Genomic DNA, 23,657 nt, shown 5'->3' on the forward strand with positions numbered 1-23,657 from the left:
TATGAGATTATAAAGGAATTTTTTGAAAAAAATATTTGAAAACAATTAGTGTTTTCTTTTGTTTTCTTTTCTTTTGTTTGTTTATGTTTGTCTTGTTTTTCGATAAAGCATTTGTTCTTTTGAAAGTTTAAAAAGATTGGTATTTTCTTTATTGTGGCTGGTATATATGCGTGTTGTTGTGATAAATATTTTTTATATAGTGTTTAACCAATATAGTAGGCTTATGTTTTTGGTTTGGGAAAATGATTTTGTATTTTTAAATCACATAAATAATTTGTTGGAAAATGAGAAGGATTAAATTATTGTTTTTGGGAATAGCTGTATTTTTGGGAAGCCAATTTGTGCATTCACCTGTTGTCGCCCAAGAGGTTTCAAAAACTCAGGATGAACTGGTCAAGCCTTACAACCCGGAGGCAGATGCGCAGAAAGATATCGATGGTTTGCTGCAATTGGCTAAGAAGGAAAAAAAGAATATTATTATTCAGGCTGGAGGGAATTGGTGTGTATGGTGCCTGCGATTTAATGATTATATCCATAAAACAGCAAGCGTAGACAAATTGCTGAAAAGTCGTTTCCTTTATTATCACCTAAACTATTCGAAAGAAAATAAAAACGAAGCGGTTTTTCAAAAGTATGCACCTGAAGGAAGTAAATTAGGTTATCCGTTTTTTATTGTATTGGATAAGAATGGAAAGACGCTTCATGTACAGGAGAGCGGTAGTTTGGAGAAAGGAAAAAGTTACGATGAGGAAAAAGTGCTGTCTTTTTTCAAGACCTGGATAGCAAAATAAAAAAAACGAAGCTGAAATTCTTTAAGAAATCATCATAAAAAAAGACGAGCAGGCCCCTAACTAAGGGGCCTGCTTTATTTTGTGGCAAACTGTTAGATCGGAGAAATTTCCTGCCTTAGATTTCGTGATTAGTTGTGGGTTTGAGTCGGGGAGTTTGGGAGGCAACCTCATTATTAGCCCTAGTTTAGAGGGAACATTATTCGAAGTTTAAACGTACTTTATACGGTTTTATCCGAATGAGGTCCGAATGAGGTCCCTATTAGGTCCGTATAAAGCCCCTATTAATAGATAATATGATAAGAAATATTCTACCGTCCGTTATGGCGATTTATAAAGAGTAGGAAGCTGGTTTTTAGATTGAAATATAAGCGATAGAAAAGTATGAAACCTGTTAAAAAAGAAAAGGTCCCGATCTTAAAGATCGAGACCTTCCTTCTGGTTTCTTAGCGGGCTTTCATTCAGAAAAAATCGTGCAATTGAGCGCGTTATTTCGTTATGTAGGTTACATTATTGATAGCCCAGTAATTTCATTACCTGTTTGGAGTTTTGCTCTTCGCCAAATACCTCATAATTGAACGTCTCATCTCTATTTCGGCGTACCAAAACATGTTTTGGTGAAGGAAGTAAACAGTGATGAATTCCTCCGTAGCCACTCAATACATCTTGATAAGCACCCGTATGGAAGAATCCTAGATACTGTACTTTACGTGTTTTAGGCATAAAAACAGAGTTCATATGTGCTTCCTGATTATAATAATCCTGACCATCACAGGTGATTCCGCCCAAGTTGACGCGTTCGTATTCCGAATCCCAATTGTTGATTGGTAATAGAATGTACTTTTGGTTTAACGCCCAAACGTCTGGTAGGTTTGTTATGAAAGATCCATCAATCATAAACCAGCGTTCGCGGTCATTTTGTTGTTTACGTCCCAATACTTTGTATAGGATACCTGATGCTTCAGCAACGGTATATTTGCCAAATTCTGTAATAATATCTGGTTCCATCACTTCGTGGTGTGCACAGATTTGTTTGATCCGGTTGACGATTTCGTTGACCATATACTCATAATCAAAATCGTGTACCAATGAATCTTTAAAAGGCATGCCGCCACCGATATCCAAGGTGTCTAGATCAGGGTTTATCTTTTTAAATTTACAATAGAGGGTTACATATTTCTCCAGCTCATTCCAGTAATATGGTGTGTCTGAAATCCCCGAATTGATAAAGAAATGAAGCAGTTTTACTTTGAAGTTGGGGTTGTCAGCAATTTTGTTGTTGTAGAATTCCACAACATCTTCTTGACGAATGCCCAGTCTTGATGTATAAAATTGAGAATCAGGCTGTTCTTCCGATGCTATGCGGATCCCGAGTGCACAGGGTTCGTCCAATTCAATTTCATCGTCGTATAGGTTGAATTCTTCTTTGTTGTCCAATACGGGGATAATATTTTTATATCCATCATGGATCATATCCACAATATACTGCTTGTACTGGTAGGTCTTAAATCCATTACAGATGACTGTAATGTCTTTTGTAACGGTACCCTGTCTCTCCAGTGAGTCAATCATCGGCATGTCAAATGCAGACGAAGTTTCAAGGTGGATGTCATTTTTCAAGGCCTCTTCTACGATATGCTTGAAATGAGAGGATTTGGTACAATAACAGTATTTGTAAGTTCCGCGATAGTTGTGCTTCAGAATAGCGGTCTGAAACAGGATTTTCGCTTGTTGAATTTTTTTGCTGACGATAGGCAAATAAGTAAAACGTAACGGCGTGCCGTACGTTTCTATCATTTCCATTAAATTCAAATCGTGGAAATACAATTCGTCGTCGATGATTTCGAATCCGTCTTGCGGAAAACCAACACTTAAGTCAAGAAATTCCTGATAGCTCTGCATTTTTTATTATTTTTGCAAAGATATACTTTAATGGTGAATACCTAAATAAGGAATGTTATTTATTTCCAGTTCACTATCAGGAAGTTGTAAAATTTACAAAATCATTAAATGGCAAATTCTATTCAAAGGCGACTTGTTGAAGTCACTGTACAGGCTGTTAAAACGCTTTATAATGCAGATATTTTAGAACATCAAATTGCTTTACAGGCGACCCGGAAGGAGTTTGAAGGGCAAATTACCATCGTAACTTTTCCGGTAACCCGCTTTTCGAAATCTTCTCCGGAGCAAACAGGTAAAGAGATCGGCGCCTACTTGCAACAACATATTGCCGAAATCTCGGACTTCAACGTGATAAAAGGTTTTTTGAATATCGTGCTTTCCGATGACTACTGGGTTTCCTTGTTGAATGAAACGATTGTTGCCAAAGATTTTGGTGTCTTTCCGGCGAACGGAAAGAAATTGATGGTTGAATATTCTTCGCCCAACACAAATAAGCCACTGCATTTGGGGCATATCCGAAATAATCTATTAGGCTATTCTGTTGCTGAAATTCTGAAAGCCTATGGTTATGAAGTGATCAAGGCAAATCTAGTCAACGATCGTGGTATCCATATTTGTAAATCCATGCTTGCCTGGCAGAAATTCGGTGCCGGAGAAACACCTGAATCTACCGGAATGAAAGGCGATCATCTTGTGGGGAAATATTATGTGGTTTTCGATAAAGAATATAAAAAAGAGATAGAGGTACTGAAAGCTGAAGGTCAGTCGGAAGATGAAGCAAAAAAGAATGCGCCACTGATGAAAGAAGCACAGTCTATGCTTCAAAAGTGGGAAGCAGGAGACCAAGAGGTTATTAGCCTTTGGAAGACCATGAACAGTTGGGTATATGCTGGTTTTGAAAAAACCTATAAGCAATTGGGCGTAAACTTTGATAAATATTATTACGAATCCGATACCTATCTGTTAGGTAAAGATATTATTCAGGAAGGGCTTGACAAAGGTGTTTTCTTTAAGAAAGAGGATAATTCAGTCTGGATAGATCTGACAGATGAGGGCTTGGATCAGAAATTGGTTCTCCGTGGCGATGGTACTTCGGTTTATATTACACAGGATTTGGGTACCGCACAGCTTAAATATGACGAGTTCAAGATGAGTGAATCTATTTATGTTGTGGGTAACGAACAGGATTACCATTTCAAGGTATTATTTTTGATCCTCAAAAAATTAGGCAAGTCCTGGGCAGACGGATTGTTCCACTTATCTTATGGGATGGTTGATTTACCTTCCGGTAAAATGAAATCCCGTGAAGGAACTGTCGTGGATGCTGATGATTTAATGGCTGAAATGCTTAAAACGGCGCAAGAACGTACGGAAGAACTTGGGAAAACAGAAGGTCTGGCCGAAGAGGCAAAGGCTGAACTTTACAATACGATCGGGATGGGGGCATTGAAATACTTTTTATTGAAAGTAGATCCGAAGAAACGCCTATTGTTTGATCCAAACGAATCGGTAGATTTTCAGGGGCATACCGGACCTTTTATTCAATACACACATGCGCGTATCAAGTCTGTCTTGAGTAAGGCTGGATTTGATAGCAATAGCCCCGTTTCGGTGCTGACGTCCATCTCGCCTTACGAACGTGACCTGATTCAGCAGTTGGGAGCATTTCCCGAAACGATTGAAGCATCTGCACAGGAATTTAGCCCAGCACAATTGGCAAATTATATTTACGAGGTTGCCAAGTTATATAATAAATTTTATCACGAAGAGAGCATATTGAAAGCCGAAGCCGATGACGTAAAGAATTTTAGGTTGCATCTATCTGCTGCGGCAGCGAAAGTTATCGCCAAGGGGATGGAGCTGTTGGGTATTTCTGTGCCAGAAAGAATGTAAAGCGATGAGGAAGATTCGAGTTGGCCTTATAGGCTTTGGTATTTCGGGGCAGGTTTTTCATGCCCCTGTTATGCGTTCGATTGCAGCTTTGGAACTTGTAAAAGTTACTGCACGCAAGGCGGAGCAACAAGCGCTTTTGAAAGAACGTTTTCCGCATGCGGAAATTGCATTGTCCGCTGATGAGATTTTTGCCGATCAATCGATCGAGCTGGTCGTGGTTGCAACTTCTAATGATATGCACTATCCTCTCGCAAAAAGGGCTTTGGAAGTAGGGAAACATGTTGTCGTAGAAAAACCTTTCACAAATACGGTCGAACAGGCTGATGAGTTAATTGCGCTCGCTAAGGAAAAGAACCTGGTGCTTGCTCCTTATCATAATCTGAGATTTACTTCGGATTTCCGTACACTCGCGAAAATCATAAAAGGTGGACGACTGGGAAGGATCGTAAATTTGGAAACGAGATTTGACCGCTTCCGGAATTATTTGCGGCCAAATGCATGGCGTGAGGAAAATTTACCCGGATCAGGTATATTTTATGATTTAGGATCGCACCTTATCGACCAGGCTTTACAGTTATTCGGAAGGCCAGATGCGGTATTTGCAGACCTTGCGATACAACGTGATCATGCCAAAACCATCGATAATTTTGAATGTATCCTGTACTATGACAACTTGAGAGTCTCTTTAAAAGGATCAATGCTTGCGAAAGAACCGACCTCACGGTATCGTGTTTTTGGCATGAACGGCAATTTTGTGAAAAATGGCGTTGACCCCCAAGAAGCCTTGCTGCGGGACGGTAAGTTTCCGGATGAGGACCCCAATTGGGGAATGGAAGATCCAAGCATTTATGGTAAACTGAACATTGTTGAAAATGGCCAGGACGTAGAGGAGATCATTGTGTCGGAACGTGGATCTTATCCTGACTTTTATCAAAATGTTGCGGATACTATTTTAGGTCAAGCGACCTTACTAACTTCGGCAGACCAGGCACGGGACGTAATTCGCATTATCGAACTCGGTTATCAGAGTCAACAGGAGCGGCGCGTTGTTCCGGTTGATGGTCAATTGATAGCTTATTAATATCAGACGGTGAAGACATACGACGCGATTATCATTGGTGCTGGTGCCTGTGGTCTTATGTGCGCTGCACAGGCAGGACTGCTGGGCAAGAAAACATTGTTATTGGAACGTAATGATAAAGTAGGTGCAAAAATATTGATTTCAGGAGGTGGAAGATGCAATTATACAAATACCGGGACGACGATCGCTAATTTCATCTCTGAAAACCCCGATTTCTTACATGGTATTTTTAAGCAATGGACAGTCGACGATACCATCGATTTTTTCGAAGCATACGGTATTAAAGGACAGGAAAAAACCTTAGGGCAGTTATTCCCGGAAACCAATAAAGCGAAGGATATCGTTGCGGTGTTTTCAAAAATTCTTTATGAAACCGAGCAGGATATTGCGCTTAATATGCTTGTGAAATCGGTGGAAAAGCGTGGTAACGGATTTATCGTAAAGGCAGAGCATTCGAAAGGGGAGTATCAGTATGAAACTAAAAAGCTGGTTATTGCCTCAGGCGGACTACCGGTTCAAAAGCTAGGTGCATCTGATTTTGCTTTACGTGTGGCAAAACAGTTTGAGCTAGAAATTGTGAAGACTGCCCCGGCACTGGTGCCCTTAACAATTACAGGTAAAGATGCCGATTGGTATAGCTCTCTCGCTGGTAATTCAGTGTTCTCAAAAGTCTCTACAGCAAACATCGCTTTTGAAGAGAATATCTTATTTACACATTGGGGATTGAGCGGTCCGGCAATACTCCAGATATCAAGTTATTGGAGTCCGGGGCAGGAGATCATAATAGATCTGCTTCCAAAATTTAATCTTGAACAGTTGATCAAAGAAGAGCGGCAGCAGGGCGGAAAACGAATGGTATCCCAATTGCTAAATGATTATTTTAGCCGGAAGCTGGTGGATGCGCTGGGTAAGTTCCTGGCATTGGATATCAAAATTGCATCTTTGAGCAAAGCAGATGCTAAGTTGATCGTAGATACTATTCATCGCTTTAAGGTCAGACCGGCGGGTGATAAGGGCTATGATAAAGCGGAGGTAATGCGGGGCGGTGTTTCGACGAAAGAGTTGCACGGTAAGACATTAGAGTCGAAGAAAATACCAGGTCTTTATTTCGGAGGTGAGGCTGTTGATGTGACCGGTTGGCTTGGTGGGTATAATTTCCAATGGGCTTGGGCTAGTGGTTATGCAATCGCACAAGCTATTTAGAATCCCTTTGAGCAGGTAATTCCTTTGTCCTATTGTGAATCTCAGATCCAGACCTTTACCGAAAGAAGAATGAAAAAAATGTATTTCTATAAGGTATCGGGATTTTTTTTTGATTGATCGAGATATAGCTGAGATGCTGCGGTCAACCGCTGTTTTATCCGGTTCTGTAAATTGCGTGGGGCAACTACCTTGATCGCTTCACCGAAGCCTAAAATTTCCCTTTCCAACTCAAAATTAAGGACTACATCAATGCGGACTAAAATTGATCCATCTTCCTTTTTGTCTAAAATCTGCTGGGAAGAATGTAGGGGCTTTGTTTCTACATAAGGCGCATTTCTTGCATTGATTTCCAGGATAACACGTTGGCCACGGTCTTTCTGTGTTTTCGTCACACCGATGGTATCGGCAAAATATCGTTCAAAATCTATTCCCGTATAGTTTATATATGAATTTTTGCCCATTTCCTCGATTGTATCAATTCGATCTAAGGCAAGTGTCATCAAGCCCTCATTTTTTCTGTGGTGGCCGATGAGAAACCAGCGATTACGATATTCTTTTAAAAGGTAGGGGGAGAATACCAGATCTTGTTTTTGCTGTGCTTTAAAGGATTGATAACCTATAAGAAGTGGTGTTTTTTCGCGAATTGCCTGATGGAGCTGACTTATAAATGATAAGCCCTTCAGAAGATTATTGCTTTCCATTTGGATAATGGAGGGTTGATTGTCCTTTTTAGTGTGGATGCTATCTTCGAGACGTGCGACAATATCGCTCATTTCATCAAAGCTTGAAAAGCCACTTACATGTTTTAAGACCTCTACAGCTTCCTTCATTTTTTGCATATCGCCAACCGAAATAGGGGAGTTGCTTATACTATAGTTTGGGTCTTCGTAGGTATAAAACTTGCGATGTGTAACAACGATAGGGGCATTATATCCCAGTTTATTGCTTCTCATCAACTGTATATCACCTTGCACAGTACGTTTACTTATGCCATTTTTAATACCTTCAAATTCATAAAGCGCATCGGAAACTTTTTCCATGAGGTCTTCCAAAGTCCATTTGCGGTGTCTTAAGCGCAGGCAATTATCTATTGTTTTGTAGCGGATCAGTGCAAGTTTGTTTAATGCCATAAGTTGTCGGTACAAGTTTAGATGAAAATACAAAACTTTATGTTATCTACGCAGGAGTATTGCGTAATTTTTATTATGCCTGGGGTCTTAGGCGCAGCTTCATCGAAATTATAAAGAAATTGGCTGTTTATCCAAGGAAAATCGCTACTTTTGCGCAGAAGCAAACTGGTTCTATCGCTGCTCTTATAGGGAGGAGAGGAAAGTCCGGGCAACATAGAGCGACACGCTTCCTAACGGGAAGGATGTTATATAAAATAGCAGACAGAAAGTGCCACAGAAAATATACCGCTTTTCGGAGTAAGGGTGAAAACGTAAGGTAAGAGCTTACGGTCTTGTATGGTAACATACATTACGGTAAACCTCGTGTGTTGAAAGACCAAATAGGTTGCGAAACCCGAAGGCTGCTCGTCTTCTTTCAATTTATTGGAATTCGCAATGGGTAGGTTGATTGAGTTTGTCAGTGATGGCAAATCTAGATAAATGATAGAAATTCCACTTCGGTGGTCTACAGAACCCGGCTTACAAGGTTTGCTTCTTTTTCGCTAATTGCTAAAAAAACCTTATATTGATATCCATAATTGAAAATAGCATAACGCTGAATTTATGAGTACAATTTTAATCATTGACGATGAACGCGCCATCAGAAGTTCTTTGCGTGATATCTTAGAATATGAAGATTATACGATTTTAGATGTTGACAATGGTCGCGATGGATTGGATATTTTAAAAAAGGAGAAGGTCAACTTGGTTCTGTGTGACATCAAGATGAACAACATGGACGGAATGGAGGTGTTGTCTGAAGCACATCAGAGCAGTCCAGATATTCCTTTTATCATGATCTCTGGACATGGAACGATTGAAACTGCCGTTGAAGCGGCAAAAAAAGGAGCTTTTGACTTTTTGGAAAAACCGTTGGACCTAAACCGGTTACTGATTACGGTCCGGAATGCCTTGGACAAAAGTTCTCTTGTCACCGAGACCAAAGTTTTAAAACGCAAGGTCAGTAGTTCCAAAACCAAAGATATATTAGGGGAATCGGGAGCAATAAAACGTATCAAGGAGACGATCGATCGCGTTGCTCCAACAGAAGCAAGAGTATTGATTACCGGAGCGAATGGTTCGGGTAAAGAACTTGTGGCCCGTTGGCTGCACGAAAAATCAAATCGTTCACAAGCGCCTTTGATTGAAGTTAACTGTGCTGCTATTCCTTCTGAATTGATTGAATCGGAATTATTTGGCCACGAAAAGGGCTCCTTTACTTCGGCAATAAAACAACGTATCGGTAAATTTGAACAGGCTAATGGTGGAACACTGTTTTTGGATGAGATAGGTGATATGAGCCTTTCTGCTCAGGCCAAGGTGTTACGCGCTTTACAGGAGCATAAAATCACCCGGGTTGGCGGAGACAAGGAAATTGATGTCAATGTACGTGTTGTCGCTGCCACCAATAAAGATCTGCTAAAGGAAATTGAAGACGGCAATTTTAGAATGGACTTATACCATCGTCTCTCGGTGATTTTGATCCATGTGCCCGCATTAATAGATCGTGTCGATGATATCCCCTTACTTTCAACAAACTTTTGTGAGGAAATCTGTATGGAATATGGTATTCCTGTTAAAGAAATTACAAGTGCTGCAATGAAAGAATTAAGTAATCTGCCTTGGACCGGAAATATACGTGAATTGCGTAACATGATCGAGCGGTTGATTATTTTGAGTGATAAATCGATTACCGATAAGGATGTTATTGCATTTGCTAATCCTTCGCGTGAACCTGTCAATGGAATTGCTCATGAGAGAGGTACGGTAAATTACGGACTGGATATGGATGCGTTTGATTCATTTCAGGACTATAAAGATCATGCAGAAAAAGAATTTATAAAATATAAATTGGAAAAAAATAACTGGAATGTTTCCAAAACTGCGGATGACCTGGATATACAACGGAGTCATCTCTATAGTAAGATCGAAAAATTTGGTCTCAAAAGAGATTAACAAAAAATAAGGGCTTTCTAAAGAAGCCCTTATTTTTTGTTAATATTTTGCCATAATTCCGCTGTATTCAATTGAAGAAACAAGGTTATATGGATCCTGATGTCAATCGATCATTTTCTGGCCGGCTTCTTTTAGTGCAGTATAGCTTTCACATTCGCAACTGAAATTTCTGTGTAGTTTTTGATATAGATATCGCTCGGGGGAAGATCCGCTTTTTTATGGGTCGATAGTACGGCAACAACCTTCATTCCTGCATTTTGAGCTGCTGTAATCCCGGAAAAAGAATCTTCAAATACAATGCATCTTTCAATCGGCATCGCCAGATTTTCCGCTGATTTCAGGTAAACTTCAGGATGCGGTTTGTGCAATTTGACATCTTCACTGCTCAAGGTGGAAGAGAAAAGATCCCGGATCTTTAATTCATCCAAAATCAAGTCCATATTTTCTTTTGGGGCGGAAGTTGCTACTGCAAGTTTGAAGCCTTTGTCTTTTAAGTCCTTCAAAAACTCAATTAAGCCCTTGATCGGTGCAACATGTTCCTTATAGATTACCCTAAACAGTTGTTCTTTCTCAAATTCCAGGGTACGCAATTCCTCAGGAGAGATTGGACGTTTAAAAAAATGTTGCATAATATAGCTGTTGTGTTTGCCATACATATGCTGTTCGAATTCTTCTTCAGTAGCTTGCTGGACGTTATGGTTTTTAAAAAAAGCTCTGAATGCTTCAGCGTGAAAAGGATTTGTATGGCTTATTACTCCGTCCATATCAAAAATTGCTGCATATTCTGTCATTTGGCTAATATACAATAATTGCTTTATCCGATTGTTTGACAAGTTTCATATTCTGGTAAATATTTTAGGATAATACTACAATAGGCTCAGATTATAACGTCCTTTATCGGAACTGCTTACTTCCTTATGAAATTGAAAGAAGTCTTCATAATTACTCGCCGGATAATTCCCTTCAAAGAGCTCTAATTTTCGATAGGTGAATAGTTTATTCCCTTTTATCTCCGATTTAAATTCATATTTTCCAAAAGGTTTTTCAATGACCTTCTGCTCTGGGGTTATTTTCTTTACGATGTTTTCTGGCAGTGTGATGCTTATGCTGTCAATATCCACAAATCCTCTTTCAATAAAAATATCTTCCGTACGGTTCTTATTCTCGGATATGCTGGATTGTGTGTTGAATATATTTGGTTGAATCAGCATCTTATTTCCATTTTTTACAGCGTAGTTCTTAATGGAAATGGAGAGGAGCTCTTCAACGAATGGATTGTGTTCTTTGTGCTCCGTATATTTAACCTGTTCAAAATTGATGTTATCGATATTATAGTACTCTGCTAGCAGCTTTGTTTTTTCATTATTGCTCGCCAAAAGAATTTCCATATGATTCTCATATTGTGTCCCATAAAACTTTGTGTTTAACGAACCTTTTATGCTGCCATCATCGGAGAGACTGAGATCGGCGTTACGAACCTGGAGGTTGGTTGAATTGCTATATTTTGGGGTATGCATAATTACACCACCATTTTCGGTACAGGCAATGACATCTCTGTCATCCGTAAAATTGCTCAGGAATCCAAAAGGTAGATTCTGGCTGGTACACTCTAGCCAGGTGGTATCATTTTTGAATGGTAGGCATAGGATCGCATGGTTGCCATCCTGCACATTTGCAAAGGTTTTATGAAAGTTTTCCTTACGCTTACCTGCTTCGACCATACAATAGTAAGAAGGTATACCTACAGCAGATAACATGCTTCCCATATAATTGACCAAGGCTTTGCAGTCGCCATAACCTAAACGGTCAACCTCAGATGCCGGAAAAGGTTCAAGTCCACCAATTCCAATTTGTATACTGATGTATCTCGTGTTTTTTTGCAGATAATCGTAAAGGATCTTGGCTTTTTCGCGATCCGATGAAGCATTCTTTGTAAGTGCAATGAATTTCTGTTTTGAGGCTTCAGTAAGATCTTGTTTTTTGCTCAATAATTTGGTTGTAAACCAGTCGCCATACTCTTTCCAATCGTTAAAGTTGCCTTCTTTTCCATAATAGACAAAGTTTTTAGGAACGATTAATAAACTTATTCTCTTCAGGTTAGGATTGGGACTATAAGACTCTTCTTTTTTAGCTGGAATTTGTTCCGCACTCCAGGTTTTACTTATGGTTTTATCGGTTTTCTCTTCTTTGATATTACCTTTGTAGTTTTTTGACTCAACCCGGAATTCACTGCCGATTGGACTTATAAATTGATAGCTGCTTTTTTCAACAGATACATTGTTTGAAACTTCAGGAGTCCATGAGGGAATGATTAAGTTTTGTTTATGCCTTACTTCGTATTGATACTCAACGGTATAGGGGTAGCTATGATAATCGGGGATATAGACCTTCATCCTTGAATCAGCAAACATTGTACTATTGTCGACAGCACTTACATCTTTAAAATCCTTGGTTGCTATTTTTTTCTGCAATATCCCCATCTCATTGTAAATAGCTCCTTTGATGCTTTTGATTTCATTTGATCTATTATAATGTATTGGAAGGGCTGCATAGTAATCCCCATTTTTATTATAAACAGTAATGACACGTGTGACCGTTTCCATGACCTGCTCTGGTGATTTTACTTCCACAACTGTTTTGTCATTTCTAACAGTTGCTACTGCACGGCTTTTGAGTGTGCTCGGAATCTGGGCTATATCGTAGTTTTCTTGACCAATAGCAGTAATTGGGATCAAGAAATAAGTTAAATAGGCAAATACGGTTTTCATTTTTTTGAGGTTAATCTAATGTCTAATTTTTGCTGTTGTATAATGCGTGAGTAAAGTTCTTTTAATGAGAAATATTCATCAACTGTAAATATTGGTTTATTAAAGTTGAGACTAGCCATCACTTCTAGCTTAGTGCCATTGCGCTGTGATATATATTTATATTTTGCTGCGGATTCCGGCAGGGCCAGTGATACATTTTGTGGTTTATCGGTTACTTCGTATTGTTCTGGGATCTCCAATTGGATATTGTATTGAAGTTTAGATTTAAATCCCATATCTACAGGATAAGTGCGGTCCTGAATTTTGAACGGATTATAAGAGATGCGATCAATGACATTAGGAGCAAGTGATAAAAGGTTGCTTTCGGGTTGTCTATTAACTTCCAGTGTAATCTCAAACGTTTCGTTCAGTGGTTGATCAAGCTCTTCAAGATGTTCAATTTTGGCATTCGTAAAACTAACGTTAGGCATTTCTTCATCCAGTTTTTCCCAATATTCTTCAAGCGAGTTGAATTTGGCGATATGCTGTCTTTTTAAGAGTGCTTTATTGCCATTACTGCTAATGATAAGTGTACCTTTGATCTGGTTTTGATCATTCAATACACCAGTCAGGGTATAATATTGTTCGGAAATTTCCTCTGCGGCCAAGGGAAACCAATCTGAACTTTTTTTGGAATATATGATACGGCCACGTTCATTGAGACATTGCAGGGGCAATGAGCCAAACGGAAGATAGCTATTCGATGCGTCCAATTTGTATTTGATTCCATCGATGTCCACACAGGCGATTACGTAATCAAAATCAGATAATACGGGAAATAACGAATTGGGGTTACCATTTCGTCTGGTAGATAAAATAATCGGATAAGCATCTAAATCTGCTGCTTGCAAGGCTGTGATTAGGGACAAATTGATATCAGCAATATTACCAGTCCTTTTTTCCAAAGCCTTTTCAATTCCCAGTTCAGCATACTTTCCTAAATAATTGTTCCATTTTATCTGTTTTTTTATATAGTCGTAGATTTTGTTTGCTTTGATCAATTTTGAATCATTTGGCGATAAAAGTGTCAGTAAAGTAGTTTTGAATAGATCAGTCTTCTTTAGTTGACCACCAAAAGTCTTTTCATTCATTAATTCCGTGTCAACATCTTTCCATGCCTTACTAAATGTTTTTTTGACGCCAGTGCTTGGATAGAATATCGATTCTAGTTCATAATATATGGCAGACTTGAAATTTTTGGGAGAAGTCATAAAGTCTTCTTCAACAAACGCCGGAATATTATTCATTACATAGGTCAGCTTTGAACAATCCATTCTGATGCCATCCAAAAAGAGATGTTCCTTTAAAACGTCCCCTTTTTGGTCAGCAAGCTTATACGGGCCACGAAGCACCACATTATAGGTAAAAGATGCGGGGATGACAGCAATATACTGGCTTTGTAATTTAGGAATATCATCCTGAAATTCCCATGTCTTAAAATTAAATAAATCCTGTTCGAGTGTAAGATAAGAGACTTCTATGATGGATCCTTCTTTAATATTAGGGAGTGTGAATTTATTTAGATCGAGGTAAGTGGAGTAATTTTCTTTAAAAACCTTTTTACTTTCAAGTTCGGTTTGGCGGATCTGTCCATTCTCTAAATTGTAGGTAACAGCCTTTAATTCGTCCAGGTAGTCACGGATATAACTTCCTCTTTTGTATGACGGTATTTCGAAATTAGCTTTTTTAAATCCTTCTTTATTATTGATACGGATAAGCACATGGTATTCATGCATTAATTTGATCCGATGATCATAATCATCGACGAACACAGAGCTTTGTCCAAATTCTTTTAGGACAATGGCATTGGCATTGCTATCCAGTGGCGTAGTAGAGAAATCTGAGATACCTATTTTACCAAAATCGAAATTCTGTCCGAAGATGTTCGGACAAAAACAAAATATTAAAAACAGCGTTAAAAAATGGCGCATAACTTAGGCGTAATTTGTATACGAATATAAGTTTTTAGCCAAAATTAAACGACAGCTCTAAAAAATATTATTTATCTATTTGTAATAGATTGTCAATGACCTCGGTAATATTATCAATATCCTCGCCATCTTCTAGCATAGAAAATGCGAGGTAGGTCGCGTAGATTTCAGGACTAAATTTAACATGTTTATCTGAAATGAACTTATCAATCTGTTGTTCATTGCATTCAAAATGGATGCTTTGCAATTCATTGAACAAGTTTGTTGAAATGGTCTGGTGGTTTTCTCCACAGGCAAATCCGGCAATAATATGGAATAGAAATTTATCGGTTATTTCGTCATCTTCCTTTTTGAACATAGCACGAATATGCTTATAATCGAATTTAGTTTTTGCACTATTGACGATAGTGTCCCAAATCTGATACTCCGCTTTTGTCTCCATAGCTCGCTTTAAATTTATATTGGTATAAGCAATATACTAAAAATAATTCTATTTTAAGCAAGAATGAAGACAAGATTTCTTTCGAAGAGGCAGGAAGCTGCAGAACTTTTCCTTCGTTCGGTCTGATCCGGATTAAGACTGTAAAAGCTTGAAAACCAGTTCGCCCAATAGACAGCCCAATAGAATTCCCAAAAGAACGGATAGACATATTTTTAACCATTTGGGACTTGTTTTTAGTGCTACTTTCATGGTACAAAAATGCGTTAAAAATATCCTATTGGAAAGAAATTCGTTTTGGAAAAAGCCAACTGTAGTGATCTAATGACAGCTGGTTTTAGGCTTTGTGGTATGATAATTGAAAATTAATATTTGAATTCGATTTTTTTAGTAATTTAAGTCGGAAAAAGAATGTTTTGAAAAAGCCTGATTTATAATTATGATGACACGAATAGTATTGACCGTATTTCTATTTACAATAGCAAAGATTGGATTGGGACAGCAGCTGAATATTGATAAGATCAGGAAAGATTATGCTGAGGCCGTTAAGGATGAGGATTTATGTGAACGTAATTTTGAGATGCTTGATGAGGGGGCTAAATCCACTACAGAGAAGGTCTATCGTGCCGCTTATGAGATATTGATAGCAAAACACATGGGCAACCCATTTAAGAAAGTTGGGCAATTTAAAGAGGGTAAGAAACATTTGGAGGAATTGATCAAAGATAATCCCAATCACATTGAAGCCAGATTCATTCGTTGGAGTGTACAGGTCCATGCGCCTTCTTTTTTGGGCTATAAGGACAATATTATTGAAGATAAAAATTTCTTGGTCAAGAATCTTCGTAAGCTCCCGAATGAGGAAGCAAAATCTATTATTTACAATTATTTGAAAGGAGCCAATCCTTATTTGAAAGGTGAGCAAATATTCACTGTAGCGGAGTTAAAGGAACTAGGACAATAGACGTTAAAGGATGTTAATTCGGTAGTGTATTGTATTTTTGGCTAAGATATTGCTTTATCTTAGTTCAACGAATTAATTCAACATCTACAAAATTAGAATGCTATGAAGAATATAGGTTTTCCGATATCCATACTGACCGCAAGTTTACTTGTTACGGGATGTGGTGTCAGTAAAAAGACATACCTAGGTTTACAGACAGAGTATAAAAATCTGCAGACACAATATCAGGATAGTCAACTTCAATTGACTGAAAGTCGGACAAGAATTAAGAGTTTGGAAGATCAGTTAGCTTCGGAACGGCAAAATAATGCTGATCTTAAAGCAGCATATGCCGCATTACAAGGTTCTTTGGATAAGAGTATCAATCAAAACTCACAGGGGAATGTCAATATTTCCAAACTTGTTGATGAAATTAATGCTTCAAATAAATACATTAAACATTTGGTTGAGACCAAGAACAAGTCTGACTCGTTGAATTTAGTGTTGACAAATAACCTAACGCGGTCATTGAGTCGTGAGGAATTACAGGAGGTGGATGTGCAGGTATTAAAAGGTGTCGTTTATATTTCACTTGCAGATAATATGCTATACAAGTCTGGTAGTTATGAAATCAGTGAGCGAGCTGATCTGACATTAAGCAAAATAGCAAAGATTATCCAAGATTACAGAGATTATGAAGTGTTGATTGAAGGTAATACCGATACTGATCCGATTTCGAAACCCAACATCCGAAACAATTGGGATTTAAGTACATTGAGAGCCTCTTCGGTGGTTCAGGCTTTACAGACGAAGTACGGAGTGGATCCGAAGCGATTGACAGCAGGGGGTAGGGGCGAGTATAATCCTGTTGCCGACAATTCCACAGCTCTCGGAAAACAACGCAACCGGAGAACACAGATTATTATTACACCAAAACTGGATCAATTCATGGAATTGATTGACAAGGCTCCGGAACCAACCGAAGTGACACCGGTGCAATAAAGAAAATAATAGCAATGTCTGTTGCCATAACGATATTGTGAGCAGTTTAAAAAAGAAAATCCTTTCCAACTTGTTGGAAAGGATTTTCTTTTATCCGAAAAATTTACTTGGATCAAAACCATGTTCTTTCAGGACATCGTCCGGAACACCGTTCCATACACCGGGTTTGTTGCCGGCATATCCGATATCTTTGATTCCTATCTCGCTGGTATAAAAACCGGAGGAGGTCAGATTGCGCATTAAAGAGAAAAATGCTGCTCCCTGTTGCATTTCAGGTTTTGCTAGTTCAGGATAAGCAATTTCATCAATAAGTGCGAGCTGATCCTTTGAGTCACATTTTATAAATACGTTACCGTATCGTCTTTTGGTCTGGAGATCGAGCCATCGCAATCCACCACGCATAGGGATTTTGTTGTCAGGTAAATCCTTTACAATAAACTCGATAAAATCCGGAACTCCCGCCTCGGAGGCGCTACCTGATTTACTGTCCTTGGGAATAATGATGTCGGCTAAAACTGTTATTGTTGCCATTTCATGTTCATCAAAAAACTTTTCTTCTTTTAAGCGAGCCGTCCGTTCATATTCAAAATCCTGGACGCCGGGGAGTTTATCCCCACTTGTGGCTGTTGTATTTTTAGTGTCTTTTGAATTACAAGCTGCGGTTAAAAGACCTGATCCGGCAGCAATAAAGCCCAGTGCTTTTAGCGATTCTCTTCTATTCATGCTTTAACCATTTAATTTTTTCTTTTCCTGTAATATATATTCTGCGGTACGCATCGATAAAGCCAGAATTGTCCATGTAAGGTTCTTGTCACCTTGTTGTACAAAAGGCCCAGCATCGACCACATAGAGGTTTTTACAATCATGTGCTTGTCCCCATTTGTTTAATACCGAAGTTTTTGGATCGTTCCCCATTCTTGTTGTACCACCTTCGTGAATAATTTTTCCGGGAGCTTCTAAGCCATATAAGGTATCAGCCCCAGGGATCTTCGATGTGATGACAGCCCCCATTTCATGCATAATCGCTTGAAAAGTTTCTTGCATATGTTTGGCCTGAGCGATTTCTTCATTAGCCCATTTGTAATTGAAGCGAAGGACAGGAATCCCAAATTTATCCACTTGGTTGGGGTCAATTTCACAATAGTTATCTTTTCTTGCCAGGGCGGTGCCACGTCCGGCCATGCCCACATTGGCACCATAGTAACTACGATAATCTTCTTTAAGTGCGGTGCCATAGCCACCTTTTGCTTTTGTTTTTCCGTCAGCGCTTTTACCAGCGTCATTTACTTTTGGTACCCAGTTTAAGAATCCATAGGAGGGCATATGCAGACCGCCGCCATATTCAATATGGTAGCCTCTTGGGAAGTTCAATTTAGCATTGTCTTCCCACCAGGGCGAATAGATATGCACACTTCCGACACCATCTTCATTATACCTTTTACGATCAAGTAATTGGGGTAAATAACCAGAAAGGCTAGCACCGGTAGAGTCGTGGAGGTATCTGCCGACTAAGCCGCTGCTGTTGCCGACACCACCCGGATGCGCTTTAGATTTTGAATTTAACATAATCCGGGCACTTTCACAGGCGCTAGCTCCTAAAATTACCGTTTTACCTTTTACGGTATATTCCTGTAAATCTTTGGTGTCAACATAAGAAACACCAGTAGCTAACCCTTCGTCGTTGGTCAGTACTTCCCGTACCATTGCATTGTCGATGACTTTTAGATTCCCTGTTTTCATTGCCGGAATTACCAGGCAGGATGAAGAGGAGAAATCACCATATACCTTACATGCGCGGCCACATTGGCCACAGTAGAAGCATGTGCCGCGGTCTTTAATGTCCTTGGATACTTCGGTCAGTACTGCACCCCTTCCCGGAATAACGGGCACACCAGCTTTCTTTGCCCCTTTTGCAATATATAGTTCATTAAGACGCGGCTTCGGAGGTTTCATAAAAATACCATCAGGTTCGTTATGTATACCCTCGACTGTACCATAGATACCAATCATACGGTCGACACGATCATAAAATGGCTTGACTTCATCATAGGTGATCGGCCATTCGTCGGTCATGCCATCTTTTGGTTTGAAATCATCGGGGCCCATGCGCAATGAAATACGGCCCCAGTGATTTGTTCTACCACCAAGCATCCTTGCTCTGAACCATTCGAATTCAGTTCCACTAACTTTGCTGTAAGGCTCGCCTTCGAGTTGCCAGCCACCAAAAGCTGCGTCAAAATCGCCAAAAGGTCGTGTAGTACCAGCTCCTCTGCGGGGGGATTCCCAAGGCCAGCGTAGCTGTAACGAATCTTTTGCGGGATCGTAAAATGGGCCAGCCTCCAGCATCAATACTTTAAGGCCCGCGTGGGCCAGGATATATCCGGCCATACCTCCACCTGCACCTGAGCCTACGACGATAGCGTCAAACAATTCGGGATTCTCTTTAATTTGATAATTTGACATAATTAAATTGAGTAATTAATTGAAAAGCCTGCGAGATACATGTTTTTTGAGATCTATATCTGTGGGAAGGTTCAACTAATCGATGGTTATTGTTTCATGTTTAAAATCATCGTGAATATATTGATAAAATTTTATTTTTTTTCAATTTAATTTATCGTTTTAGCATTATTCCAAATAAAGAATACGATATTGTTACAAAATAGGTGTGCCGATTGCAATGAAACCAGTTTGATTGCACATACCCAGATCAGCCTAGTACCAATATTATTAGCCGTAGAGATCTCCGCTTTAATTTATGTTATCTGATTTTTTAAGCTAATAGCCCTGTCAATACCAATATCGTTTTGAAACATTTCATCATGGGAAATAACAAGGAGCGTGCCTTTATAATGCTGAATCGCCTGGGTAAGGATACGAATATTCTGAATATCCAGGTTGTTTGTAGGTTCATCCAGAACGATGAGGTCCGGAGCTTGTTGCCTAATCGTTAGGCAACAGAGGATCAGACGCATTTTTTCACCACCACTCAGAAGTCTGCAGGGCTTTTCCCAATCATCTTTTCCAAATAAAAAACGATTGAGTCTAATTTTGATATCATGTTCAGGTAAAGATTCACTGTTATAAGATTGCGCCTGTTCATATACGCTCAATTGGAGGTCAATAAGTGAGTACTCCTGATCGAGATAGATTGCATTAAATCTCTGTCGTTCAATCTGGCCCTGACTGGGACTAAGATGTCCTAACAGGATTTTGATCAGTGTGGTTTTACCAGAACCATTTTTGCCCTGTAAAATAATGCGCTCTCCGCTGAATAGCTGCAGGTCAATGTTTTCCGGCCAAAGTTCGGTGGTATTGTAGCTGAAATTGATTTTGGTCGCTTTGATCATGCTTTTTCCGCGTGGGAAACTACTGTTTCCTAAATCAATTTTCATTTCATCTAAGGCCGCTTTTGTACCCCGGAGTTCCTGCAGATTGGATCTCAGGTCTCCAATCTTGTCCTGGTGAACGCCTTTGATTTTGGCCGTGCTCCTTTCCGCATTATTGCGAAGCGTGTTCATCATAATACGGGCCACGCCTGCTTTTTCCTGTTTTTTCTGACCGCGATTGTTCAATCTATTTTGTCTTTCAATCGTTTCTCTCTCTTTCTCTTTCGCTATTTTGATCGCCTTTTCCTGATGGTGTATGTCCTGCTCCAAGGCATTGCGCTCTATTTGTTTTTGTGATTCGTAAAAAGCATAGTTTCCTCCATATCGTTTTATACCCTTCGGAGTCATTTCTAAAGTGTCCTCGAGCAAATTGAGCAGCGTACGGTCGTGACTAACAATCACAATAGTCTTTTTTGAAGCCTGCAGCCATTGATAAAGTAGTTTTTTACTGTCTATATCCAAATGATTGCTCGGTTCATCCAACAGGATCAGCTCGCATGCATGAATTTGGATTCCCGCCAATAATACTTTTGCCTTTTGGCCACCACTGAGATCAGACATTTTCCCTGTCAAATGAACTTCGGGCAGATTCCAATACCTAAAAGCTTCCTGACAGCGCTCTTCCAGCGTCCAGTCGTCTTGAAGGATATTAAAATTTTCTTCTGTAGCATTGCCCTCCAAAATGGCATAAAAAGCAGCCAATTTTTTGTCAATTCCTAAAGCCTCTGCGATGGTTAGATCATCGTACTGTCCGGTAATCTGTGGAACATAAAAAGGGCGGGTATCACGATGTATACTCCCGGTTGCGGGCGCTAAATCCCCGGCTATAAGGCGCAATAATGTTGATTTACCAACACCGTTGTTGCCAATTAATGCTATTTTCTCGTGAGAGTTGATTGTTAGACTTATGTTTTCAAACAATAAATCTTTATTCGGATGTATATAGGATATCTGTTGTAATGAAATCATGCCAAAATTCTTTATAATGTTAAAAAACAAACCACGCGATAGTTATTTATCGGCGGTATTTATTACGTTCTAAAGAATCTTGATCTTACATACAGTTTTTTGTGGATGAGTTGCAAATATAGTAGTTTATTTTTAATCTCAAAAATGCTATTTTTAGGTATCGTCAAATTCCTTCATGTTTTAAATATAAAATAGACAAGCGGTCAAGTAACTTTTTAATGCTAAATTCTTGCTGTTTGCATCGAACAAATCGTAATTTTGAAAAAAAACATGTTGAATAAAATACTTCTTATAGATGACGAAGAGAAGCTTCGTAAGCTCCTTGCCAAGATCATCAGCCTGGAGGGCTTTGAAGTCATTGAAGCTGATGATATCCGGTCTGGTTTGAAAAATCTGGATATGTTCGACATCGATGTGGTATTATGCGATGTGAAATTGCCTGATGGTAATGGTGTGGAAACAGCGAAGTTGATTAAAGAACGTCATCCAGTTGTTGAAATTATCTTATTGACTGCCTATGGTAATATTCCGGACGGGGTTCAGGCGATTAAAAACGGTGCTTTTGAATATATCACCAAGGGTGATGACAACAATAAGATTATACCTTTGCTCTATAAAGCCTGTGAGAAGGTGGCGCTGGCGCGTCGAGTACAGCAGTTGGAGAAACAATTAGGCAATAGACTTTCATTTCACAAAATCATAGGTAATTCTGTTTCGATTAAATCGGCCATCGCACTTGCACAAAAGGTATCCGTAACCAGTACGACTGTCCTGTTAACGGGAGAGACCGGGACGGGTAAGGAAGTATTTGCACAAGCAATCCATCAGGCTAGTCCTCGAAAGGAGCGCAGTTTCGTCGCTATTAATTGTGCAGCTTTCACAAAAGATCTGCTGGAAAATGAACTGTTCGGACATAAGGCCGGAGCATTTACAGGAGCAACAAAAGATCAACGTGGTTTATTTGAAGAGGCTCATCTGGGCACTATTTTTTTGGATGAGATCGGGGAGATGGCGATCGAACTCCAGTCCAAAATCTTGCGTGTACTGGAGACCGGCGAATTTTTAAAAGTCGGTGATTCCAAACCGACGAAAGTGGATGTCCGTATTATAGCTGCAACCAATAGGGATCTTGAAGCTGAAATAGATTCGGAACATTTTAGAAGTGATTTGTTCTATAGATTATCGGTCTTTACGATTCAATTACCCCCCTTACGTGAACGTGTTCAGGACATTCGATTGTTGGCGCAGTATTATGCTGATTTTTTTGCGGTAAAGTCGAATCTCAAACCCTTAAAAATGACAGCTGAGTTTGTCGCTGCTCTCGAACGAAATCCATGGCGCGGCAATATCCGTGAATTAAAAAATGTGATCGAACGCAGTGTCATCTTAAGCGAAGATGGGCAGCTTGATTTAGGAAGCCTTCCTTTTGGAATGAACGGTTTGAAAGCGGAGCAAACCCTGACCGCCAGTTTTTCTATGGCGCATATGGAACGACAACATATCCAGCGTGTGCTGCAGCATACCAATGGGAATAAAGCCGAAGCAGCACGATTGCTAGAGATTGGTGTTGCGACATTATACCGTAAAATCGAGGAATATAAAATATAATAAAACCTCAAAGCATCCCTAGGATTCTTTTTACAATAGATCCTGCGGCATGTTTACCAGAGGCCGCAGGATTGGCAAACCGCTAAAGTTTTATTTCATTATCATCAATAAGTTTAGCATCTCGTGTATTCTTCTGAACGGCTATCGCAGAGAATATGCTTAGAGAAAAGGACATCGCATAGAATCCTTTTTCGCTAAGTAACAGATCAGCGTTCCACAAGCCGATAACCAATAAAACTATCGCGGCAATCGTTGCAAACCAGCTTAATCCATAGTAAAGTTCGGTTACAGCAAGTCCTTCAGCTTTATCTCGGACACTTTTCTGAACGGAGATAACAGCGAATAAGGCAAACAATAGAATGGTAAAATAATAGCCCTTTTCATTCAAAGCCATCGTTGCGTTCCATAAACCGATACAGTAACCTATAGTACCTACCAGTAAAGCAGTCCACGATGCGCCAATGAAAGCTCCTGTCGGTTTGAAAGGATTTCTTGTGTTTGAATCTTTTTTTGAAATTTTTTCTTCAATCATGTTTTTTAGCGGTTCCATAATTTTAATTTTTTATTGTTGTTTTTT

General features: G+C 39.3%; 18 protein-coding genes and 1 other RNA gene. 9 read left to right on the forward strand and 10 right to left on the reverse strand.

Going from position 1 to position 23,657, the window contains the following annotated elements:
- The first annotated feature begins 284 nt into the window (after positions 1–284).
- Positions 285–791, forward strand: coding sequence for a thioredoxin family protein (locus ABDW32_RS00340; RefSeq protein WP_343558546.1), 507 nt, complete (start codon positions 285–287; stop codon positions 789–791).
- A 507-nt stretch (positions 792–1,298) separates the two neighbouring features.
- On the opposite strand, the gene ABDW32_RS00345 is transcribed toward ABDW32_RS00340, so the two are convergent.
- Complete coding sequence (locus ABDW32_RS00345) at positions 1,299–2,690, reverse strand: arginine decarboxylase (RefSeq protein WP_077432517.1); 1,392 nt, start codon at positions 2,688–2,690, stop codon at positions 1,299–1,301.
- 108 nt (positions 2,691–2,798) lie between these two features.
- Between ABDW32_RS00345 and argS the strand changes: the two genes are divergently transcribed.
- The 3 genes from argS to ABDW32_RS00360 are packed head-to-tail and all read left to right on the forward strand — an operon-like array spanning position 2,799 to position 6,867.
- Positions 2,799–4,583, forward strand: a complete 1,785-nt coding sequence (gene argS, locus ABDW32_RS00350) for an arginine--tRNA ligase (RefSeq protein WP_343558547.1) — start codon at positions 2,799–2,801, stop codon at positions 4,581–4,583.
- A 4-nt stretch (positions 4,584–4,587) separates the two neighbouring features.
- Positions 4,588–5,664 (forward strand): oxidoreductase, encoded by a 1,077-nt coding sequence (locus tag ABDW32_RS00355; RefSeq protein ID WP_343558548.1) that lies wholly within the window; start codon positions 4,588–4,590, stop codon positions 5,662–5,664.
- Between the two features lie 9 nt (positions 5,665–5,673).
- Positions 5,674–6,867 carry an aminoacetone oxidase family FAD-binding enzyme gene (locus ABDW32_RS00360; protein ID WP_343558549.1) on the forward strand — a complete coding sequence of 398 codons (1,194 nt, stop codon included), beginning with the start codon at positions 5,674–5,676 and terminating at the stop codon, positions 6,865–6,867.
- A gap of 86 nt (positions 6,868–6,953) precedes the next feature.
- Here ABDW32_RS00360 and ABDW32_RS00365 read toward each other — a convergent pair whose 3' ends face one another.
- A complete protein-coding gene (locus ABDW32_RS00365; protein WP_343558550.1) occupies positions 6,954–7,997 on the reverse strand; it encodes a WYL domain-containing protein in 1,044 nt (347 codons plus the stop codon).
- 158 nt (positions 7,998–8,155) lie between these two features.
- Between ABDW32_RS00365 and rnpB the strand changes: the two genes are divergently transcribed.
- Positions 8,156–8,535: RNase P RNA component class A (gene rnpB, locus ABDW32_RS00370), an RNA gene on the forward strand.
- Between the two features lie 65 nt (positions 8,536–8,600).
- Positions 8,601–9,992 carry a sigma-54 dependent transcriptional regulator gene (locus tag ABDW32_RS00375; protein WP_343558551.1) on the forward strand — a complete coding sequence of 464 codons (1,392 nt, stop codon included), beginning with the start codon at positions 8,601–8,603 and terminating at the stop codon, positions 9,990–9,992.
- A 131-nt stretch (positions 9,993–10,123) separates the two neighbouring features.
- Here the strand turns inward: ABDW32_RS00375 and ABDW32_RS00380 are convergent, their stop codons facing one another.
- The 4 genes from ABDW32_RS00380 to ABDW32_RS00395 all read right to left on the reverse strand — a co-directional run bounded on the left by ABDW32_RS00380 (position 10,124) and on the right by ABDW32_RS00395 (position 15,172).
- Positions 10,124–10,783 (reverse strand): HAD family phosphatase, encoded by a 660-nt coding sequence (locus ABDW32_RS00380; protein WP_343558552.1) that lies wholly within the window; start codon positions 10,781–10,783, stop codon positions 10,124–10,126.
- 75 nt (positions 10,784–10,858) lie between these two features.
- Positions 10,859–12,760, reverse strand: coding sequence for a DUF3857 domain-containing transglutaminase family protein (locus ABDW32_RS00385; RefSeq protein ID WP_343558553.1), 1,902 nt, complete (start codon positions 12,758–12,760; stop codon positions 10,859–10,861).
- Positions 12,757–14,730: a hypothetical protein gene (locus ABDW32_RS00390; protein WP_343558554.1), complete on the reverse strand. Its 1,974-nt coding sequence runs from the start codon at positions 14,728–14,730 to the stop codon at positions 12,757–12,759. The genes ABDW32_RS00385 and ABDW32_RS00390 overlap by 4 nt, the downstream gene beginning before the upstream one ends.
- Before the next feature lie 67 nt (positions 14,731–14,797).
- Positions 14,798–15,172: a hypothetical protein gene (locus tag ABDW32_RS00395; RefSeq protein WP_343558555.1), complete on the reverse strand. Its 375-nt coding sequence runs from the start codon at positions 15,170–15,172 to the stop codon at positions 14,798–14,800.
- A 436-nt stretch (positions 15,173–15,608) separates the two neighbouring features.
- Here ABDW32_RS00395 and ABDW32_RS00400 point away from each other — a divergent pair, with 436 nt between their 5' ends.
- Together ABDW32_RS00400 and ABDW32_RS00405 are read left to right on the forward strand one after the other, a co-directional pair.
- Positions 15,609–16,133 (forward strand): hypothetical protein, encoded by a 525-nt coding sequence (locus tag ABDW32_RS00400; protein WP_343558556.1) that lies wholly within the window; start codon positions 15,609–15,611, stop codon positions 16,131–16,133.
- Between the two features lie 102 nt (positions 16,134–16,235).
- The gene (locus tag ABDW32_RS00405; protein WP_343558557.1) at positions 16,236–17,114 is read left to right on the forward strand and encodes an OmpA family protein; all 879 of its coding nucleotides are present in this window, start codon (positions 16,236–16,238) and stop codon (positions 17,112–17,114) included.
- A 90-nt stretch (positions 17,115–17,204) separates the two neighbouring features.
- Here the strand turns inward: ABDW32_RS00405 and ABDW32_RS00410 are convergent, their stop codons facing one another.
- The 3 genes from ABDW32_RS00410 to ABDW32_RS00420 form a co-directional block, all read right to left on the reverse strand.
- Positions 17,205–17,837 (reverse strand): gluconate 2-dehydrogenase subunit 3 family protein, encoded by a 633-nt coding sequence (locus ABDW32_RS00410; RefSeq protein ID WP_343558558.1) that lies wholly within the window; start codon positions 17,835–17,837, stop codon positions 17,205–17,207.
- Positions 17,838–17,840: 3 nt separating this feature from the next.
- The gene (locus tag ABDW32_RS00415; RefSeq protein ID WP_077432529.1) at positions 17,841–19,577 is read right to left on the reverse strand and encodes a GMC family oxidoreductase; all 1,737 of its coding nucleotides are present in this window, start codon (positions 19,575–19,577) and stop codon (positions 17,841–17,843) included.
- Between the two features lie 293 nt (positions 19,578–19,870).
- The gene (locus ABDW32_RS00420) at positions 19,871–21,472 is read right to left on the reverse strand and encodes an ABC-F family ATP-binding cassette domain-containing protein (RefSeq protein ID WP_343558559.1); all 1,602 of its coding nucleotides are present in this window, start codon (positions 21,470–21,472) and stop codon (positions 19,871–19,873) included.
- Positions 21,473–21,742: 270 nt separating this feature from the next.
- On the opposite strand from ABDW32_RS00420, the gene ABDW32_RS00425 reads away from it, so the two are divergent.
- Entirely contained in the window at positions 21,743–23,080 is a 1,338-nt protein-coding gene (locus tag ABDW32_RS00425; protein ID WP_343558560.1) for a sigma-54 dependent transcriptional regulator, read from the forward strand.
- An 82-nt stretch (positions 23,081–23,162) separates the two neighbouring features.
- Here ABDW32_RS00425 and yiaA read toward each other — a convergent pair whose 3' ends face one another.
- Positions 23,163–23,630, reverse strand: a complete 468-nt coding sequence (gene yiaA / locus ABDW32_RS00430) for an inner membrane protein YiaA (RefSeq protein WP_343558561.1) — start codon at positions 23,628–23,630, stop codon at positions 23,163–23,165.
- Positions 23,631–23,657 lie beyond the last annotated feature (27 nt).

The organism is Sphingobacterium sp., from assembly GCF_039596235.1.
Lineage (GTDB): Bacteria > Bacteroidota > Bacteroidia > Sphingobacteriales > Sphingobacteriaceae > Sphingobacterium.

Coding starts and splice junctions, on each gene's coding strand:
- ABDW32_RS00345 (WP_077432517.1), bottom strand. CDS start 2,690: ATGCAGAGCTATCAGGAATTTCTTGACTTAAGTGTTGGTTTTCCGCAA.
- ABDW32_RS00405 (WP_343558557.1), top strand. CDS start 16,236: ATGAAGAATATAGGTTTTCCGATATCCATACTGACCGCAAGTTTACTT.
- ABDW32_RS00395 (WP_343558555.1), bottom strand. CDS start 15,172: ATGGAGACAAAAGCGGAGTATCAGATTTGGGACACTATCGTCAATAGT.
- yiaA (WP_343558561.1), bottom strand. CDS start 23,630: ATGGAACCGCTAAAAAACATGATTGAAGAAAAAATTTCAAAAAAAGAT.
- ABDW32_RS00410 (WP_343558558.1), bottom strand. CDS start 17,837: ATGAATAGAAGAGAATCGCTAAAAGCACTGGGCTTTATTGCTGCCGGA.
- ABDW32_RS00400 (WP_343558556.1), top strand. CDS start 15,609: ATGATGACACGAATAGTATTGACCGTATTTCTATTTACAATAGCAAAG.
- ABDW32_RS00390 (WP_343558554.1), bottom strand. CDS start 14,730: ATGCGCCATTTTTTAACGCTGTTTTTAATATTTTGTTTTTGTCCGAAC.
- argS (WP_343558547.1), top strand. CDS start 2,799: ATGGCAAATTCTATTCAAAGGCGACTTGTTGAAGTCACTGTACAGGCT.
- ABDW32_RS00420 (WP_343558559.1), bottom strand. CDS start 21,472: ATGATTTCATTACAACAGATATCCTATATACATCCGAATAAAGATTTA.
- ABDW32_RS00355 (WP_343558548.1), top strand. CDS start 4,588: ATGAGGAAGATTCGAGTTGGCCTTATAGGCTTTGGTATTTCGGGGCAG.
- ABDW32_RS00340 (WP_343558546.1), top strand. CDS start 285: ATGAGAAGGATTAAATTATTGTTTTTGGGAATAGCTGTATTTTTGGGA.
- ABDW32_RS00385 (WP_343558553.1), bottom strand. CDS start 12,760: ATGAAAACCGTATTTGCCTATTTAACTTATTTCTTGATCCCAATTACT.
- ABDW32_RS00365 (WP_343558550.1), bottom strand. CDS start 7,997: ATGGCATTAAACAAACTTGCACTGATCCGCTACAAAACAATAGATAAT.
- ABDW32_RS00375 (WP_343558551.1), top strand. CDS start 8,601: ATGAGTACAATTTTAATCATTGACGATGAACGCGCCATCAGAAGTTCT.
- ABDW32_RS00415 (WP_077432529.1), bottom strand. CDS start 19,577: ATGTCAAATTATCAAATTAAAGAGAATCCCGAATTGTTTGACGCTATC.
- ABDW32_RS00380 (WP_343558552.1), bottom strand. CDS start 10,783: ATGACAGAATATGCAGCAATTTTTGATATGGACGGAGTAATAAGCCAT.
- ABDW32_RS00425 (WP_343558560.1), top strand. CDS start 21,743: ATGTTGAATAAAATACTTCTTATAGATGACGAAGAGAAGCTTCGTAAG.